The sequence below is a fragment of the Streptomyces sp. NPDC042102 genome, assembly GCF_055582305.1.
The window spans coordinates 847770-864963 of record NZ_JBVJDL010000004.1; the positions used below are offsets into that span (position 1 = coordinate 847770).

At 72.3% G+C, this 17194-nt stretch carries 19 protein-coding genes; 15 read left to right on the plus strand and 4 right to left on the minus strand.

All coding sequences use genetic code 11. From position 1 onward, the window contains the following. The first annotated feature begins 9 nt into the window (after positions 1-9). Together ACZ6KO_RS21840 and ACZ6KO_RS21845 are read left to right on the plus strand one after the other, a co-directional pair. Complete coding sequence (locus tag ACZ6KO_RS21840) at positions 10-885, plus strand: helix-turn-helix domain-containing protein (protein WP_469305645.1); 876 nt, start codon at positions 10-12, stop codon at positions 883-885. 12 nt (positions 886-897) lie between these two features. Then, positions 898-1131, plus strand: a complete 234-nt coding sequence (locus tag ACZ6KO_RS21845) for a DUF397 domain-containing protein (protein ID WP_469305646.1) — start codon at positions 898-900, stop codon at positions 1129-1131. An 8-nt stretch (positions 1132-1139) separates the two neighbouring features. Here ACZ6KO_RS21845 and ACZ6KO_RS21850 read toward each other — a convergent pair whose 3' ends face one another. Then, positions 1140-2306, minus strand: coding sequence for an 8-amino-7-oxononanoate synthase (locus ACZ6KO_RS21850; protein ID WP_469305647.1), 1167 nt, complete (start codon positions 2304-2306; stop codon positions 1140-1142). Between the two features lie 157 nt (positions 2307-2463). Between ACZ6KO_RS21850 and bioB the strand changes: the two genes are divergently transcribed. The 5 genes from bioB (at position 2464) to ACZ6KO_RS21875 (ending at position 7666) form a co-directional block, all read left to right on the plus strand. Beyond that, positions 2464-3744, plus strand: coding sequence for a biotin synthase BioB (gene bioB / locus ACZ6KO_RS21855; protein WP_469305648.1), 1281 nt, complete (start codon positions 2464-2466; stop codon positions 3742-3744). Beyond that, the gene (locus ACZ6KO_RS21860) at positions 3737-5113 is read left to right on the plus strand and encodes an adenosylmethionine--8-amino-7-oxononanoate transaminase (RefSeq protein ID WP_469305649.1); all 1377 of its coding nucleotides are present in this window, start codon (positions 3737-3739) and stop codon (positions 5111-5113) included. Before bioB ends, ACZ6KO_RS21860 begins: the two co-directional genes overlap by 8 nt. A 1-nt stretch (position 5114) precedes the next feature. Further along, positions 5115-5831 carry a dethiobiotin synthase gene (gene bioD / locus ACZ6KO_RS21865; protein WP_469305650.1) on the plus strand — a complete coding sequence of 239 codons (717 nt, stop codon included), beginning with the start codon at positions 5115-5117 and terminating at the stop codon, positions 5829-5831. 87 nt (positions 5832-5918) lie between these two features. Then, positions 5919-6935, plus strand: a complete 1017-nt coding sequence (locus ACZ6KO_RS21870; RefSeq protein WP_469305651.1) for an SUKH-4 family immunity protein — start codon at positions 5919-5921, stop codon at positions 6933-6935. A 56-nt stretch (positions 6936-6991) separates the two neighbouring features. Continuing rightward, positions 6992-7666, plus strand: a complete 675-nt coding sequence (locus tag ACZ6KO_RS21875; RefSeq protein ID WP_469305652.1) for a class I SAM-dependent methyltransferase — start codon at positions 6992-6994, stop codon at positions 7664-7666. A 188-nt stretch (positions 7667-7854) separates the two neighbouring features. Here ACZ6KO_RS21875 and ACZ6KO_RS21880 read toward each other — a convergent pair whose 3' ends face one another. Next, positions 7855-8298, minus strand: coding sequence for a GNAT family N-acetyltransferase (locus ACZ6KO_RS21880; protein WP_469305653.1), 444 nt, complete (start codon positions 8296-8298; stop codon positions 7855-7857). 238 nt (positions 8299-8536) lie between these two features. On the opposite strand from ACZ6KO_RS21880, the gene ACZ6KO_RS21885 reads away from it, so the two are divergent. From ACZ6KO_RS21885 to ACZ6KO_RS21895, 3 genes are all read left to right on the plus strand, one after another. Further along, on the plus strand, positions 8537-9877 hold the full coding sequence (locus ACZ6KO_RS21885; protein ID WP_469305654.1) for a hemolysin family protein: 1341 nt from the start codon (positions 8537-8539) through the stop codon (positions 9875-9877). Then, a complete protein-coding gene (locus ACZ6KO_RS21890) occupies positions 9874-10893 on the plus strand; it encodes a hemolysin family protein (RefSeq protein WP_469305655.1) in 1020 nt (339 codons plus the stop codon). The genes ACZ6KO_RS21885 and ACZ6KO_RS21890 overlap by 4 nt, the downstream gene beginning before the upstream one ends. A 67-nt stretch (positions 10894-10960) precedes the next feature. After that, a complete protein-coding gene (locus ACZ6KO_RS21895; RefSeq protein WP_469305656.1) occupies positions 10961-11740 on the plus strand; it encodes an SGNH/GDSL hydrolase family protein in 780 nt (259 codons plus the stop codon). Between the two features lie 148 nt (positions 11741-11888). On the opposite strand, the gene ACZ6KO_RS21900 is transcribed toward ACZ6KO_RS21895, so the two are convergent. Then, a complete protein-coding gene (locus ACZ6KO_RS21900; RefSeq protein ID WP_469305657.1) occupies positions 11889-13076 on the minus strand; it encodes a site-specific integrase in 1188 nt (395 codons plus the stop codon). A 19-nt stretch (positions 13077-13095) separates the two neighbouring features. Continuing rightward, positions 13096-13749: a helix-turn-helix domain-containing protein gene (locus ACZ6KO_RS21905; protein WP_469305658.1), complete on the minus strand. Its 654-nt coding sequence runs from the start codon at positions 13747-13749 to the stop codon at positions 13096-13098. A 202-nt stretch (positions 13750-13951) separates the two neighbouring features. On the opposite strand from ACZ6KO_RS21905, the gene ACZ6KO_RS21910 reads away from it, so the two are divergent. From ACZ6KO_RS21910 to ACZ6KO_RS21930, 5 genes are all read left to right on the plus strand, one after another. Beyond that, positions 13952-14155 carry a DNA-binding protein gene (locus tag ACZ6KO_RS21910; RefSeq protein ID WP_469305659.1) on the plus strand — a complete coding sequence of 68 codons (204 nt, stop codon included), beginning with the start codon at positions 13952-13954 and terminating at the stop codon, positions 14153-14155. 119 nt (positions 14156-14274) lie between these two features. Beyond that, positions 14275-14928, plus strand: a complete 654-nt coding sequence (locus tag ACZ6KO_RS21915) for a hypothetical protein (protein ID WP_469305660.1) — start codon at positions 14275-14277, stop codon at positions 14926-14928. Continuing rightward, complete coding sequence (locus ACZ6KO_RS21920; protein ID WP_469305661.1) at positions 14925-15188, plus strand: hypothetical protein; 264 nt, start codon at positions 14925-14927, stop codon at positions 15186-15188. The genes ACZ6KO_RS21915 and ACZ6KO_RS21920 overlap by 4 nt, the downstream gene beginning before the upstream one ends. Then, a complete protein-coding gene (locus tag ACZ6KO_RS21925) occupies positions 15185-16033 on the plus strand; it encodes a toprim domain-containing protein (protein ID WP_469305662.1) in 849 nt (282 codons plus the stop codon). Before ACZ6KO_RS21920 ends, ACZ6KO_RS21925 begins: the two co-directional genes overlap by 4 nt. Further along, a complete protein-coding gene (locus tag ACZ6KO_RS21930) occupies positions 16030-17103 on the plus strand; it encodes an AAA family ATPase (protein ID WP_469305663.1) in 1074 nt (357 codons plus the stop codon). Before ACZ6KO_RS21925 ends, ACZ6KO_RS21930 begins: the two co-directional genes overlap by 4 nt. Positions 17104-17194: the final 91 nt, after the last annotated feature.

Below are 17194 nucleotides of genomic sequence, written 5' to 3' on the forward strand. Positions count from 1 at the left end.
AGGGCGGGCATGCAGCACGGTCCCGCGGTGCGCCGGCGCAAGCTCGGCGAGGAATTGCGCGCGCTGCGCGACCGGTCCGGACTCACGAGCGGCGAGGCCGCCCGGATCGTGGGCTGGCACCAGTCGAAAATCAGTCGCATCGAGACGGGCCGCAGTGGCGTGAAACCGGAGGACGTCCGGCTGCTGCTCGACGCCTACGGGGGTGTGGGCGAACAGCACCGCGCACTGCTGGAGGCGCTGTCCGCCTCCGCGGCCGGACCGGGCGGCGACACCGGGCGCGGACGCCAGTGGTGGCACGACTACCGAGGTCTGCTGCCCCAGGAGTACCGGGACTTCATCAGCCTGGAGGCGGGGGCCCGTTCGGCCCGCACCGTGGAGCTGTCGGTGGTGCCCGGGCTGCTCCAGACGGCCGCGTACGCGCGGGCGGTGACCCGGGCGGCGCTGGGCGGGCTGCCGGAGCCGAAGGTGGACGCGTTGGTCGACGTACGGCTGGCCCGCCAGTCGGTGCTGCGGGCGGATCCGCCGCTGGAGCTGAGCGCGGTGCTCGACGAGGCGGTGCTGCGCCGTCAGATCGGCGGACCGGGGGTGATGGCGCAGCAGCTGCGGCACCTGGTGGCGGTGGCCGAGCTGCCGCAAGTCCGGCTGCAGGTCCTGCCGTTCAGCGTGGGGGGCCATCTCGGCCTGACCGGACCGTTCGTTATTTTCTCATTTCCGAACATCGCCGATCTGGATGTGGTGGTACTCGACCATTTGACGAGTAGCCTCTATCTGGAGCGGAAGGAAGACCTCGAGGCGTACAGCGCCGCGTTCCGCACCATCCAGGCGCACGCCCTCCCGCCCCATGACTCGTCGGAACTCATCAGCGCGATAGCTGACGACGCGTAAGGAGGCACCCCCGTGTCCGCATCACCCCCTCTCTCCAGCGGACTTCTGAACAGCGCGACCCGGTGGCGGCGCAGCAGCCGCAGCACCGGTATGAACAACTGCGTGGAGGCGGCCGCCCTGTCCGGCGGCCTGCTCGCCGTCCGCGACTCCAAGCGGACGGACGGCCCGGCCGTGCTGTTCACCAGCCCGGCCTGGGACGGCTTCCTCGCGTACGTACGGACGGACTCCCCGCAGGATTCCGCTTAGGTTCCGCTTCAGCGGTCCGTGGCCCCCGCCGGGGCGGTGGCGAGGATGGTCCGGGCCGCCCGCCCGATCTCGTCCCCCGTGAGATCGGCCCGCGCGGTCAGCCGCAGCCGGGAGATGCCGTCCGGCACGGACGGCGGCCGGAAGCACCCCACGGACAGCCCCGCCTCACGGCAGTCGGCGGCCCAGCGCAGTGCCGCCGACGGTGACGGGGCCCGTACCGACACCACGGCCGCGTCCGGCCTGGCCGCGGTCAGGCCGGCCGCGGTCAGCCGCCCGTACAGTTCGCCGGCCACCTCGCGCGCCCGGCCCGCGCGCTGCGGTTCCCGGGCCAGCAGGCGCAGGGCCGCCAGGGCCGCCCCCGCGGCCGCCGGGGCCAGTCCGGTGTCGAAGATGAAGGTCCGCGCGGTGTTGACCAGGTGCCGGATCACCTTGGCCGGGCCGAGCACCGCACCGCCCTGGCTGCCCAGGGACTTCGAGAGGGTCAGCGTGGCGACCACGTCCGGCGCGCCCGCGAGCCCGGCGGCGTGCAGCGCACCCCGGCCGCCCTCGCCGAGCACGCCGAGGCCGTGCGCGTCGTCCACGACCAGCGCCGCGCCGTGGGCGCGGCAGGCGTCGGCGTACGCGGCGAGCGGGGCGGCGTCCCCATCGACGGAGAAGACCGAGTCGGTGACCAGCAGGGCCCGGCCGTCGTGCGCGGCGAGCGTCTTGCGGGCGGTGTCGGGGTCGGAGTGCGGGACCACGGCCGTCTCGGCGCGCGCGAGCCGGCAGCCGTCGACGATCGAGGCGTGGTTGCCGGCGTCGGAGACGACCAGGGTGCCGCGGCCGCCGAGCGCGGTGACGGCGGCGAGGTTGGCGGCGTACCCGGAGGCGAGGACCAGCGCGGCCTCGAAGCCGCAGAAGGCGGCGAGCTCGCGCTCCAGCTCCGCGTGCAACTCGGTGGTGCCGGTGACCAGGCGCGATCCGGTGGCTCCGGCGCCCCAGCGCTCGGCGGCCTCGCGGGCGCCCCGGACGGTCTCGGGGTGGCGGGACAGCCCCAGGTAGTCGTTGCTGGCGAGGTCCAGCAGCGGGGACCCGGCCGGGCGCGGGCGCAGGGTGCGGACGAGTCCGGCCGCCTCGCGGGCCCGGGCCTCCTCGTCGATCCAGGCGAACACATCGGCCGGTTCGGGCTGGGGCATCGGGCGTCCTCGCGATTTTGTCGGCTGTCCACAGACGTTCTCCGACCCTAGCGGCAGGGACCCGCGTGATAGGTGTGGTGATACACACACTCCGTTCCGGCCATGTTGTGCGATCTCTCCTTGGCCGGGAGTGGGGGTGTGGGACAGGATCGCCTCCATGGACCTGCTGAACACCCTGGTGGACAAGGGGCTGCGGCGTGAGCTGCCGACCCGCGAAGAGGCGCTCGCCGTACTGGCGACCTCCGACGACGAACTGCTCGACGTGGTGGCCGCGGCCGGCAAGGTGCGCCGCCAGTGGTTCGGGCGCCGGGTCAAGCTGAACTACCTGGTCAACCTGAAGTCGGGGCTGTGCCCGGAGGACTGCGGGTACTGCTCCCAGCGGCTGGGGTCGAAGGCGGAGATCCTCAAGTACACGTGGCTGAAGCCCGACGAGGCCTCCCAGGCCGCCGCGGCCGGTGTCGCGGGTGGCGCGAAGCGGGTGTGCCTGGTGGCCAGCGGCCGCGGGCCGACGGACCGGGACGTGGAGCGCGTCGGCAGGACCATCGAGGCGATCAAGGAGCAGAACGAGGGCATCGAGGTCTGCGCCTGCCTGGGCCTGCTCTCGGACGGCCAGGCGGAGCGGCTGAAGGACGCCGGCGCCGACGCCTACAACCACAACCTCAACACCTCCGAGGCGACGTACGGGCAGATCACCAAGACCCACACGTACGCGGACCGCGTCGACACCGTGCAGAAGGCGCACGCGGCGGGCCTGTCGGCCTGCTCGGGCCTGATCGCGGGCATGGGCGAGAGCGACGAGAACCTCGTCGACGTCGTCTACGCGCTGCGCGAGCTGGACTCGGACTCGGTGCCGGTCAACTTCCTGATCCCCTTCGAGGGCACCCCGCTGGCCAAGGAGTGGCACCTCACCCCGCAGCGCTGCCTGCGGATCCTGGCGATGGTCCGGTTCGTCTGCCCCGACGTCGAGGTCCGGATCGCCGGCGGGCGCGAGGTGCACCTGCGCTCGATGCAGCCGCTCGCGCTGCACATCGCCAACTCCATCTTCCTCGGCGACTACCTCACCAGTGAGGGCCAGGCCGGCCAGGCCGACCTGGACATGATCGCGGACGCCGGTTTCGAGGTGGAGGGCGCCGGGACGACGACGCTGCCGGCGCACCGCTCCGAGGTGGCGGCGGGCGGCGGCTGCGGCTCGCACGGCGGCGGTGCCTCGCTGTGCGGTTCCGGCGCGGGTGCGGCCGCTGACGCGGGCGCCGGGGCGGGCTGCGGTTCCGGGTGCGGCGGCTGTGGCGGTCACGCGGAGGCCGCGGCGCAGCCGGCGGCCGTGCCGGCAGCGGCGGCGGCGCCGGCGGGTGGCCAGGCCGAGCCGGGCGACGTACGGCCGGAGCTGGTGGCCGTACGGCGCCGGGGCGCGGGCACGGATCTGGCGCCCAATGCCTGATCCGGTGTCCGACGCGGACGCGGCACCGGGCACGGGCGTTCCGCTCGGTACGGTCCCGCTCGGTACGGGCGTCCCGCTGGACGCGGACGCGCTGCTGGAGCTGGACCGGCGGCACGTGTGGCACCCGTACGGCCCGATGCCCGGGCGGCAGGAGCCACTGATCGTCGCCTCCGCCTCCGGGGTACGGCTGAAGCTGGCGCGGCCGGCGCACGGGCAGGACGAACTGGTCGACGGCATGTCCTCCTGGTGGTCGGCCATCCACGGCTACAACCATCCGGTGCTCAACGAGGCCGTGCAGGACCAGCTGGGCAGGATGTCGCACGTGATGTTCGGCGGGCTCACCCATGAGCCCGCCGTCCGGCTCGCCGCCAGGCTGGTGGAGATCACCCCGGCCGGTCTGGAGCACGTGTTCCTGTGCGACTCCGGCTCGGTCGCGGTCGAGGTCGCCATCAAGATGTGCCTCCAGCACTGGCGTTCGGTGGGCCGGGAGGGCAAGACCCGGCTGCTGACCTGGCGCGGCGGCTACCACGGCGACACCTGGCAGCCGATGGCCGTGTGCGACCCCGAGGGCGGGATGCACGAGCTGTGGTCGGGCGCGCTGCCGCGGCAGGTGTTCGCGGCCGCCCCGCCCGGCGGCTTCGACGCGCCCGTCGACCCGGCGTACGTGTCCCATCTGCGCGAGCTGATCGCGGCGCACGCGGACGAGCTCGCCGCGGTGATCGTCGAGCCGGTGGTGCAGGGCGCCGGCGGCATGCGCTTCCACTCCCCCGGCTACCTGCGGGTGCTGCGGGAGCTGTGCGACGAGTACGACGTGCTGCTGGTGCTCGACGAGATCGCGACCGGGTTCGGGCGCACGGGCGCGCTGTTCGCCGCCGACCACGCGGGGATCACCCCGGACGTGATGTGCGTCGGCAAGGCGCTGACCGGCGGCTACCTGTCGATGGCGGCCACCGTGTGCACGGCGCGGGTGGCGGACGGGATCAGCCGGGGCACGGTGCCGGTGCTCGCGCACGGGCCGACGTTCATGGGCAATCCGCTGGCGTCCTCGGTCGCGCTGGCCTCGCTGGACCTGCTGCTGGGCCAGGACTGGGCGCGGGAGGTCAAGCGGATCGAGGCGGGGCTGCGGGAGGGGCTGGCCCCGGCGGCCGACCTGCCGGGGGTCCGGGAGGTCCGGGTGCTGGGCGCGATCGGAGTGGTGCAGCTGGACCACCCGGTCGACATGGCGGCGGCGACCCGGGCGGCGGTGACGGAGGGCGTGTGGGTGCGCCCGTTCCGGGACTTGATCTACACGATGCCGCCGTACGTGACGTCGGACGGTGACCTGTCACGTATCTGCCGAGCGGTGGTCGCGGCGGCGCGGGAGGGCTGAGATGGGTGTCGTGGTCGTGTCCGGTACGGGCACGGAAATCGGGAAGACCGTCGTCACGTCGGCGATCGCGGCGGCCGCGCTGGCCGCCGGCCGGTCGGTGGCGGTGCTCAAGCCCGCCCAGACCGGGGTCGGGCCGGACGAGGCCGGGGACGCGGCGGAGGTGGTCCGGCTCGCGGGCCCGGGCGTGACCGCCGCGGAACTGGTGCGCTATCCGGAGCCGTTGGCCCCGGACACGGCGGCGCGCCGGGCCGGGCTGGCGACGCTCGCGCCGGCCGAGATCGCCACGGCGGCGGAGAAGCTCGCCGCCGAGCACGACCTGGTCCTGGTCGAGGGCGCGGGCGGGCTGCTCGTCCGCTTCGACGCGGCGGGTCACACGCTCGCCGACGCCGCACGGCTGCTGGCCGCGCCGGTGCTGGTCGTGGCCCCGGCGGGGCTGGGCACGCTCAACTCCGCGGCCCTGACCGCCGAGGCCCTGCGGGCCCGCCGGCTGGACCTGCTGGGCCTGGTCGTCGGGAGCTGGCCGGCGGAGCCCGACCTGGCCTCCCGCTGCAACCTCGCCGACCTGCCGTCGGTGTCCGGCGCCCGGCTGCTCGGTGCGGTGCCGCAGGGCTCGGGCGCCCTGGACCCGGCCGCGTTCCGCGCGGCCGCGCCCGGCTGGCTGGCCCCGGAGCTCCACGGCACCTGGTCCGCGGGGGAGTTCATGACCCGCTGGGCGTGACGAGGCGGTCCTGGCGGACGAGGTGTCGGAGCCCTCTCGTATGGTTGGTGATCAGAGCGACACCAACCGCTGGAGGGGGCAACGGACATGGTGCAGATGGCAGACCTGGTCGAGTGGGGCAGTCTCGATCCCGCGGACGAGGACGCGCCGCGCGTCGTCCACGACCCGGCCACCGGCCGGGTCTTCGGACTCTCCGTCTACGAGGACAGTCCGGAGCCCGCCGACCTGTTCCCGCTCGCGCCCTCGGCGCGGACCTTCGAGCGCCTGGTGGCCGCCCGCGAGGAACTCACCTCGTTGCGGGGCCGGTTCGCCGACGTCGCCGCACTCCCCGGCACCCCGGCGGTCGCGGAGGCGTCGGAGCGTTTCCGCGCGCTGCTCGCCGCGGAGAACTGGGGCGACGCCTCCGCTGCCGGTGCCGGTGGCGGTAGCGGTGCCAGTGGCGGCTCCGGTGCCGACGGCGGGACGGCGGTGCCGGCGTACTGGCGGATCACCTCGGTGATCCGGCCGCTGGCCCTGGTCGCCGGCCCGGGCCGGGGCCTGCTGCTCGACCTGCCCGCGGGCCTGCTGGAGGAGGCGTTCGGCGCCGACGAGGTCGTGCGGCTCGACGGGTCGGAGCTGCCGGACGGGCTGCGGCACGAGCCGACCCGCCGGTTCCTGACCGAGGTGGGCCTGCCCGAGGACGCGCTGATGTTCGGGCTGGACGGGCCGGAGGACCTGTTCACCGCCCTCGCCGAGGAGGACGGGGTGGAGGGGGCCGGCGTCGACCCCGCGCGGCTGTTCTCGCTGGGCTCGCTGGTCGACGACATCGCGGTGTACGTGGACGGCGGCACCGGCGAGATCTACGCCTGGTACTACGCGGAGGAACGGCTGCGGCCGCTCAACGCCGACATATCCACGCTGGCGTTCACCCTGTGGCTCCACGACCGCGAGCGCGCGCTCGACGAGGAGCACGCCTTCTCCGAGGAACTGCACGAGGAGCTGGCGGGCGCCATGGTGGCGGTGCTGGCGTCCGTGGACCCGGTCGCGTGCCGGGACACGGGCGAGGAGGACGACTGGCGCTACTGGCCCGAGACGTTCCACGACGAGGCGGACGGGGTTCTCTAGGCGGCCCCGCGGGGGAAGACTGGGGGTGTGGTACGTCCGCTTTGAGGAGGTCCGTCATGCCCCTGCGCTCCCCACGGCCGTTGCACCAGGACGCCGTGCACCACCCCGTCTTCGCCCGCTTCTACGCCCGGATGAGTGTGCAGGCAGACCTGCGGGGCGGAGTGGCCGGGCTACGGCGGGAGCTGCTGGACGGGCTGTCGGGCCGCGTCATCGAGATCGGCGCGGGCAACGGGCTGAACTTCAGCCACTACCCCCGCGCCGTCTCGGAAGTGGTCGCCGTGGAGCCGGAGCGCACCCTGCGCCGGCTCGCGGCCGACGCGGCGCTGCGCGCCGAGGTCCCGGTGGACGTCGTACCGGGGGCGGCCGAGGCCCTGCCGGTCAAGAGCGAGGCGTTCGACGCGGCCGTGGCCTCCCTGGTGCTGTGCACCGTGCGGGATCTGCCGCGGTCCCTCGCGGAGCTGCACCGGGTGCTGCGGCCCGGCGGTGAACTGCGCTTCTTCGAGCACGGGCTGGCGCCGGGGCCCGGGATGGCCGCCGTGCAGCGGGGGCTGGACCGGACGGTGTGGCCGCGGCTGTTCGGCGGCTGCCACGTCTCGCGGGACGCGCTCGCCGCGATCGAGGCGGCCGGCTTCCGGATCGTGGCGCAGCGCGGCGTCCGGGTACCCGAGCGCGGCCCGGCGCTGCCCACCTCGTACTGCGTGCTCGGCACGGCCCGGCGCTCGTACGACTAGGGCCTGTCCGGCGGTGTCAGGCGGCGCCCTCCGGTAGGGGCCGCGCGCGACCCGTGTCGCTCCACAGGAACCGGTCGCCTTCGGCCGAGTCCCCCCGTACAGGAGGCTGCCCCGCGGCAGCTCCGGCGGGCGCAGGCCGGTGGCCTCGTCGGAGTCCCCGTGCCACCGGCCTCCGTGCCAGGGGCTCCTCAGCCGGGCGTGGTCCCGGCGGCGGGGAAGGGCTTGACCCAGCGGCGCCAGCGGTCCTCGCGGTGGTATCCGGCCGCGGTCCAGGCGTGGTGGGCCCGTTCGTTGGCCTCCAGCACCATCGCGTCGCCGCGTCGGCCGCCGGCCGCCACGAAGCGGCGTTCGGCGGCGTCGAGCAGGGCGGTGGCGATCCCGCGGCGCCGGTGGGAGGGGAGCACCGCCAGACGGTAGAGGGAGCAGCGCCAGCCGTCGTAGCCGGCGATGACGGAGCCGACCAGCAGCCCGTCGGCCTCGGCGAGGATCAGGGCCTCGGGGTCGCGCTCGACAAGTCCGGTCACCCCGGCGGCGTCGTCCGTGATGGACGTGCCCTCGGCCGCCTCCTTCCAGAAGGCGAGGACGCCCGCGGCGTCGGACGGCACGGCGGTCCTGATGGTGAGGTCAGTCATGATCGGCAGCCAAGCACGCCGGGGCGCGCCGCCACCACCGTGTTTCGCCAGGCGGGACGGTGTCCGGCGAGGGCCCCGGAGCGCCCCCGCCCCCGGCGCGCTTTGCCCATCCTTTACCATGTGGACAACAGATCTCCTCGAACGGAAGGTGTGAGCGTCCGCCCATGGGCGAGCCTCCCAGTACCCGACATCGCGCGACACCCCTCCTCCTGGCTGATCATGGGACGGAGGTGAACCGATGACCGAAGTGCTTCTGCTGCTCGTGGCGCTGCTGCTCTGCCTTGTCTGCGGAGTCTTCGTCGCGGCCGAGTTCTCGCTGACCACGGTCGAGCGCAGCGAACTCGAACGGGCCGTCGAACGGGGCGAGCGGGGCGCCGAGAGCGCCCTGGCCGCCGTGCGGACCCTGACGTTCCAGCTCTCCGGCGCCCAGCTCGGCATCACGGTGACCGGCCTCGTCATCGGCATGATCTCCAAGCCCTCGATCGCCGCCCTGCTCCAGGGGCCGTTCCAGGCGATGGGGCTGTCGCAGGCCGCGGCCTCCTCCACCGCGCTGGTCCTCGGCACGGCCCTGTCGACCGTCGTCCTGATGGTCGTGGGCGAGCTCGTGCCCAAGAACTGGGCGATCTCCTCGCCGCTGGCGATCGCCAAGCGCGTCGCCACCATGCAGCGGGTCTTCAGCCGTGCCTTCGGGCCGCTGATCTCGCACCTCAACACCACCGCGAACCACATGGTCCGCCGGCTCGGGCTGGAGCCGGCCGAGGAGCTGGCGTCCGCCCGGACGCCGCAGGAGCTGGTGGCGCTGGCCCGGCACTCCGCCCGGGAGGGCGCGCTGGAGAAGGACACCGCGGAGCTGTTCGTGCGGACCCTGAACCTGGCGGACCTGACCGCGGAGAACGTGATGACCCCGCGCGTCCAGGTCACCGCCCTGGAGGTGAACACGACCGCCGAGGACGTCGCGAACGCGACCATGGCCACCGGCCTGTCCCGCTTCCCGGTCTACCGGGGCACCCTGGACAACGTCGTCGGCATCGTCCACATCAAGGACGTGCTGGCGCTGCCCGCCGGGGAGCGCCACCGCCACCCGGTCGCGCGGCTGCTGCGCGAGCCGCTGCTGGCGCCCGAGTCGCTGACCGTGGACCGGCTGCTGGACCGTCTCTCGGGCCGCCGCACGATGGCCGTGATCGTCGACGAGTACGGCGGCACGGCGGGCGTGGTCACCCTGGAGGACATCGTCGAGGAGGTCGTCGGCGAGGTCCGCGACGAGCACGACCCGCACGAGACCCCCGACCTGGCCCAGGCCGGTACGGACGCCCACGGCCGGCTGCTCTACTCGGCCGACGGCGCGGCCCGTACCGACCAGCTGGAGCGGATCGGGCTGCGGGTACCCGACGGCCCGTACGAGACCCTGGCCGGCCTGATAGCCACCCGGCTCGGCCGGATCCCGGCCGTCGGCGACCGGCTGGAGCTGGACGGCTGGCGCCTGGACGTGGTGGATTCCAGCGGCCGCCGGGCGGCGCGGGTGCTGCTGCACGCGCCGACGGAGGGCCCGCGGGCCATGGGCGGGGAGGACGCGCGATGACCGCGATCCAGTTGCTGATCGGTCTGGCGACGCTGGTCGTCAACGCGTTCTTCGTCGGCGCGGAGTTCGCGCTGATCTCGGTCCGGCGCAGCCAGATCGAGCCGTACGCCGAGCGGGGCGACCGGCGCGCGCGCAGCGTGCTGTGGGCCCTGGAGCACGTGTCGGCGCTGATGGCGACGGCCCAGCTGGGCATCACGTTGTGCACCCTGGTGCTGGGCGTGGTGGCCGAGCCGGCCATCGCCCATCTGCTGACCCCGCTCTTCGACCTGGTCGGCGTCCCGGGCGGGCTGACCCACGCCATCTCGTTCGTGGTGGCGCTGGCCCTGGCGACGTACCTGCACATGCTCTTCGGCGAGATGGTGCCCAAGAACGTGGCGCTGGCGGAGCCGGTGCGCACCGCGCTGGCGCTGGGCCCGCCGCTGGTGACGCTGACGCGGGCGCTGCGGCCGGTGGTCTTCGCGATCAACGCCTTCGCCAACACGCTGCTGCGGCTGCTGCGGGTGGAGGTGAAGGACGAGGTCGGCGCGACCTTCTCGGACGACGAGCTGGCCCGCATCGTGAGGGACTCCAGCAACGCCGGGCTCATCGACGACCGGGCCAGCGAGCGGCTGCACGACGCCCTGGAGCTGGGCCGCCGCCCGGTCACCGATGTCGTGCTGCCCTCCGGCCAGGTGGTCTCGGCGCAGTGGGGGATCACCCCGGAGGAGCTGGAGCGGCTGTCCGCCGAGAGCGGCTTCTCACGCTTCCCGGTCGTCGACGACCAGCGGATGATCCTCGGATACCTGCACGTCAAGGACGCCCTGGACGCGCCGGCGCGCGACGAGGCGTTCCCGCTGACGGCGCTGCGGGCGATCGCCCAGGTACGGGCCGAGACCCCGCTGGACGACGTCCTGACCGCGATGCGGCGCAGCCGTACCCACCTGGCGGCGGTGCTGGGGGCGGACGGGGCGCTGGCGGGACTGGTGACCATGGAGGACGTGCTGCGCGAGCTGTTCGGCAAGCCGGCCGCCGGTTAGGGCGGTCCGCCCGGTTCCCCTCGGCTCTGCACGCCCGGGGGAACCAGGCGGTAACATCGCTGGCGCCATGGAGATGAATGCGTCTTACACCAGTTTCGTCGCGATCGGCGACTCGTTCACCGAGGGCATGTCCGACGCGCTGCCGGACGGCTCCTACCGGGGCTGGGCCGATCTGCTCGCCGCCCGCCTCGCGGCGCGCGAGCCGGGCTTCCGGTACGCGAACCTCGCCGTGCGCGGCAAGCTGATCGGACAGATCGTGGACGAGCAGGTGGACGCCGCGGCGGCGATGGGTGCCGACGTGGTGACCCTGGTGGGCGGACTGAACGACACGCTGCGGCCCAAGGTCGACATGGGCCGGGTGCGCGCTCACCTGGAGGCGGCCGTGGAGCGGCTCGCGCCCAGCTGCAAGACGCTGGTCCTGATGCGCTCCCCCGGACGCAACGGGCCGGTCATGGAGCGGTTCCGCCCGCGCATGGAGGAGCTCTTCGCAGTCGTCGAGGAGCTCGCGGCGCGGCACGGCGCGCTGGTCGTCGACCTGTACGGGGCTCCGGTGCTCGCCGATCCCCGGCTGTGGGGCGTGGACCGGCTGCACCTGACCGACGAGGGCCACCGGCGGGTCGCCGAGGCCGTCTGGCAGGCCCTGGGCCTGCCCGCGGCCGAGGACTGGCGGACACAGCTGCCGCCGGCGACGGCGCCCGGCTGGGCGGTACGCCGGGCCGACGACGTGAAGTTCGCCCGCGAGCACCTGCTGCCGTGGGTCGGACGACGGCTGACGGGCCGCTCCTCGGGGGACGGCCTCGCCCCCAAGCGTCCGGAGCTGCTGCCGTACACGCCCTTGCACTCGTAGCAACACACAACCTGGGGCGGGGCGCGGACCTGCGTAAACACACAGCCCCGGCGCAAGTAGAATCCCTACACTATTCTACCGTCCCACTGATTCTTCCTGCTCAGAGGCAATGTGAGAGACCTCTTTGGAGATCATTTCTCACAATTTCTCACACAGGGGTTTTCTGGTCACCCCCGTGGAAGTTGTCCCAAGCGGTCGCCGCGGTCCGCAGATCCTCGACGCCCACGTGCACGTACTTCCGCTTGGTGAAGCTGGCGCTCGTATGGCCGGCCCACGCAGCGAGCATGACGTCCGGCACGCCGGACACCGCGAGGTAGGTCAGGCAGGAGTGCCGCGCGTCGTACAGCCGCACCCGTCGCACCTTCAGCTCATGCATGAGCCGGTAGGCGTGCTCGCGTAGCTGCCGGGTGTTCCTCGGCACACCGAGGCAGTCGACTACGACGTAGCCGGAATCGGTGTAGCCCTCACCAGCCGCCAGCTTCTCCCGGGCCTGAAGCGCCCGGAACTTCTTCAACGCGTCCAGCACGGCGCTGGGAAGCGGCAGCACACGCTCGCCGGCCTCGGTCTTGGCGTCCTTCTCCAGCACCGTGCCGTTGCCGAGCATCGTGCGGGTGTTGACTGTCTCCAGCGTGGCCAACTTCAGGTCGAGGTCGGTCCAGCGCAGGCCGACGACTTCCGCAGGGCGGAGCCCCATGAGGGAGAGCAGCAGCGGCGCGTACAAACGGTCACGCTCGATGCCCGCGATGAACTGCTGCACCTCGGCCACCGTCCACGGCTTGGCCTTCGGCCGCTCACGCTTGTCGGTCTTCTTGTCGGCGAGGCTGACCCTCACGTACCGGGCCGGGCTCGCCGGGATCAGCTTGCGCACGACCGCGCGGCCGAGCGCCTCTCGGAGCCGGGTGAGCACGCCCTCGGCGGTCGAGACGGCGAGGCGCGTGCCGGCCGTTCCGCCGCGGCGTCGGCCAGTGGCCACGAGGGCGTCCATGAACTCCTGCACGTGGTCCTCGGTCAGCTCCTGGAGCCGGATGTGGCCGAGGCGTTCGTGCACGTGGACGAGGGCGAGGCTGTACGTGCGGATCGTCGTCTCTTCGACGTCGCGCCGCTTGTACTCCAGCCACGTGTTGAGCCACTCGCTGACGGTCAACTTGCTGGGCAGGATCAGAGTGCCGGCCGAGCGCTGGTGCTGGATTCGGGACCGCTCGTTCGCCACCTCGGTCTTGGTGTCCTTGGTGATGGTGAGCTGAATCCGCTTGCCGGTCTCGTCGCAGCCCGCGTCCACGACCGTGCGGTACCGGGTCTTGCCGTTCTTGAGCGTGATCTTCTTGATCTCAGCCACGGTCACCCCTCCCGATGGGTCACTTGTCCAGGTGGGCGAGTTCCTCGGGAAGCCGCGGAGGCCGCAGGCCGCGCATCCGCATGGTGTCGCGCGTCTGCTTCAGAGTTTCTTCGATACGGCCGCGGAGACGCGCCCGCTCTGCGCGCTCCTCCAGCTCAGTGAGCCCCATCCTGCGGGCCACGGAGGGCACGTCGAACCACTCGGAAATCTGGTCAGAATGACGGCGCCACAGGGCCACCGGCGCCGCCCCAGCTTCCCAGCCCGCTTCAGGATCCTCGTACCACTCGGGAAGACCTGTGGTCGGGTCCACGGCACCCTGGGGAATCAGGTTGTCCAGGGGAATCCGGCCTTCACCGGCGAACCAGCGAAGGGCCTCCCACGGGGAAGCAGTGGCCCCCGGCAGGAACTCGACTTCATCCGCCTCGCCGACCGGGTAGAGCAACAGCGCCGGCGGGATGCGGAGGGCCCTCGCAATCACGGCCAACTCCGCAACGCTGATGGACTGCCTCAGCCCCTTCTCGATCTTCGCGATCACAGATCGGTCGATGCCGTGCCCGACCTGCACCGTCGCGTCTGCAAGTGCCTGCGCGGTCATCCCGCCACGACGCTGACGCGCCTTGGCGATGGCCTCACCCACTCGCTTGGTCGTGAGGGCATTCCAGTCTTGTTCCATAACGGCACAGTACGAGACGCCATCGAGCACAGGCAACCCCACACACCAGCTCATGGGAAGATCATGTTCTGATTCAGAACAGATTCTTGGGGGGTTTGACCGTAGCGACTGGACTCCATGGACGGAGAGTGTCATGCTGGCCGTGTTCGGAGACGCTCAACACGTCCGAATTCATCGACCATCTCAGAACAGGAGTGGGGTCGTGACCGACCTGCCCACGCTCGATGAGGTCCGCGGATGGCCCGCCACCTGCGAAGTGACCAAGGCCGCCAAGGCGCTGGGCTGCTCCCGCGCTCAGCTCTACGCCCAGATCAAGCGGGGCGACGCCCCGGTGCGCGTGCTGACCTTCGGCACGCGTGTCCGCGTCGTCACCGCCAGCCTCGTGAAGCTGCTGGAGGCCGCCTGACCGCGTTCCAGCGCGGCGCAGACGACCTCCCATCCATCCCAAAACGGCCGAAGCCCCGGGGCTCAATCGCTGTCCAGGCGACCCCGAGGCTTCAACACAGAGAACGGATGTCTCTGATGATGACACAGCCCGCTTCCACCGCGCTCGCCCTCCGAGACGAGACCGACGACATCGTCTACAGCGGCGACGCCCTCCACACCAACCCCGCCGCTCCTGGGCCCCGCGCCATCATTTCGACCACCGAGCACTCGTTCGCTGCCGACGCCGTGGAACGCATCGCCCGCCGTGTCGAGGCCCTCGCCGCCGCCAACACGCCACCGATCACCCCGCGCGGCGCCCGCGTCCTCGAAGGCATCGAGAAGGCCAAGGAAGGCCAGCCGCAGAACTACTGCGCCTTCCTCGACCTGGTCGCCGTCGAGATCCGGCAGGCCGGCGACTCCGAGGCCGTCCTCGCACGGGTGCTGGAGATCATCACCGCAGCACGTGCCAAGGATGCGGAGGCCACCCCGGCTGCCTGCCCGGTCCACACGTGGTGCGTCGAGCACGGCGACCACGTCGAGCACACCGGCGCCACCCTCGAATCGGCCTGCACGGACGGCTACGGCGAGCAGATCCTCCCCGCGCTCCTCACCGACTGGGGCACGAAGGGCGTGACGGTCGGGTTCCTCGACCTCGACCTCACCCCGGCCGAGGCCCGCGACCGCATCGCCGAGCTGCGCGCCCACCTCGACGCCGTCGAGGCCCTCGTGGCTATCGCCGAGGCCGGCGAGTGACCACCGTCCCCACGCCCGATCGCCCCGCCACCCCGGCGGGGCCTTCGGGCGTGCTCGGGGCCTGGCCGTACACGGACCCCCTGCTGGTCCGCGGACGCGCCGAACACGCCCGCCGGGTCCTCACCCTCGGCTCGATCCGCGCCTCACTCGAAGACCAGCCATCCGCGCGCGCCGTACGAACCGCCGCCCGACGCTGGATCGCCGATGTCCTCGCTGTCGCGGAGGACGTCGTACAGAACACGCAGGAGCCCCGCACGTGATCGCTTTCAACCGGCTCGCTGACATCCTCCGCGACAGAGGCGAACCCACCCGCTACCAGGGCGGAGCCCTGCGCACCCGCGGACTCTGCCACGACGGCGACGCCCCCAACACCGTGGCCATCCGCCGCGGGACCAACGGCGGCGTCGTCATCCACTGCCACAAGTGCGACGGGAACGCCGGCTTCCTCGCCGCCATCGGCTGGACCGAGTCCGACCTGTTCGACGAGCCCCTCGAAGCCCGTGAACGGCACGCAGACGACCTCTGGTTGCCCTGCGGGCGGCACGGCCACACTCGCGTCGCCCAGTACCTCTACCGGGCCGCCAACGGGGCCGTGGTCCACGGGGTCACCCGGTGCGACCACAAGGACTTTGCCCAGTGGCGCCCCGACCCGTCCGCGCGGTCGGGGCGCCGCTGGTCCTTGAACGACGAGGAAGGCAACCGGCTGGTGCCGCTCGTCCCGTACCGGCTCCCCGAACTCCTCGCCGCGAAGGAAGCGGATCAGGTGATCTGGATCGCCGAGGGCGAGAAGGACGTCCACGCGCTCGTCGAGCGGGGGCTCGCCGCTACCTGCAACGCGGCCGGCGCCGGGAAGTGGACGAACGAGCACGCCGCGTATCTCCAGGGTGCCGACGTCACGGTGGTCGCCGATCGGGACGAGAAGGGCCGCCAGCACGCCGTAGCCGTGGTGGACAGCCTGCGGGGCGTTGCCCGGACGGTCTACGTCGTGCAGGCCCGCACGGGCAAGGATGCGTACGACCACTTCGCGGCTGGCCACAAGGACGCCGAGTTCTTGCAGGTGTGGGTACCCGTGCCGCACCCGGAAGACCCGGGGGTAGCGGCATGACGACTACTCCGGAGTGGGCCGAGGACGTCAAGGCCGAGTCCGACGCCCACACAGCCGCGGAGAACGCCGCCGAAGGCGACGAGCTCCCGAAGTCGTTCACCCCCGGCGGCTCGTTCTTCCTGCGCGCCCCCAAGACGCCCCCGGCCGTCTGGGGCATCGACGGCGACGTCCTGTGGGCCGAGGGCGAATCGCTCGTCCTGGCGGGCCCCCAGGGCGTCGGCAAGACGACCATCGCGCATCAGCTCGTCCGGGCCCGGATCGGCCTCCAGGACAGCGTCTTGGGCATGCCGGTGCAGCCCGGGAAGCGGGTGCTGATGCTCCTCATGGACCGTCCGGCGCAGGCCCGCCGAGCGGGGAACAGGATCTTCGGCAAGGACGTCGAGGACTACCTCGACGAGCACGTCGTCGTCTGGGAAGGGCCGCCGCCGTACGACCTGGCCAAGCGCCCCGAAATCCTCGCCGCGATGTGCGAGAAAGCCCGCGCGGACACCGTCCTCGTCGACTCGATCAAAGACGGCGCCATCGGCATCTCCAACGACGAAGTCGGCGCCGGATACAACCGGGCCCGACAGAAGGCGCTCGCCGAAGGCGTCCAGGTCATCGAGAACCACCACGTCAAAAAGGCCGGGACCAACGGCGGCGAGCCCAACACCCTCGCCGACGTATATGGATCCGTCTGGATCACCGCCGGAGCAGGATCCGTGATCATGCTGTGGGGTGAGGCTGGCGACCCCATCGTGTCCTTCCGGCACCTCAAGCAGCCGATGAACGAGGTCGGCCCGTTCCAGCTCCTGCACGACCACCCGACCGGCCTCACGACGGTCCGGCACCTCGTCGACCTCGTCGACATGGCGCGAATCAAGGGCACAGCCGGCCTCACCGCCACGGACGCCGCGGCAGCACTCGCGGAGACGAGCAAGCCGACCGCCCCGCAGCGGGAGAAGGCGCGGCGCAAGCTCAACAAGCTCGTCGATCAGGGCCTCTTGATCCGTGTTGAGCCGACCGGCCCCGGCGAGCCAACGCGTTGGTACCCGGGACGGCCCTATGTACCGGCGCAACAGGCTTCGTAGCCTCACGGACCCCCTCACGCACCCTCACGGTGCAAGGGGGTCATGGAACCCTCACGGACCCTCACGCAAAACACAAAAGCGCAGCTCACAG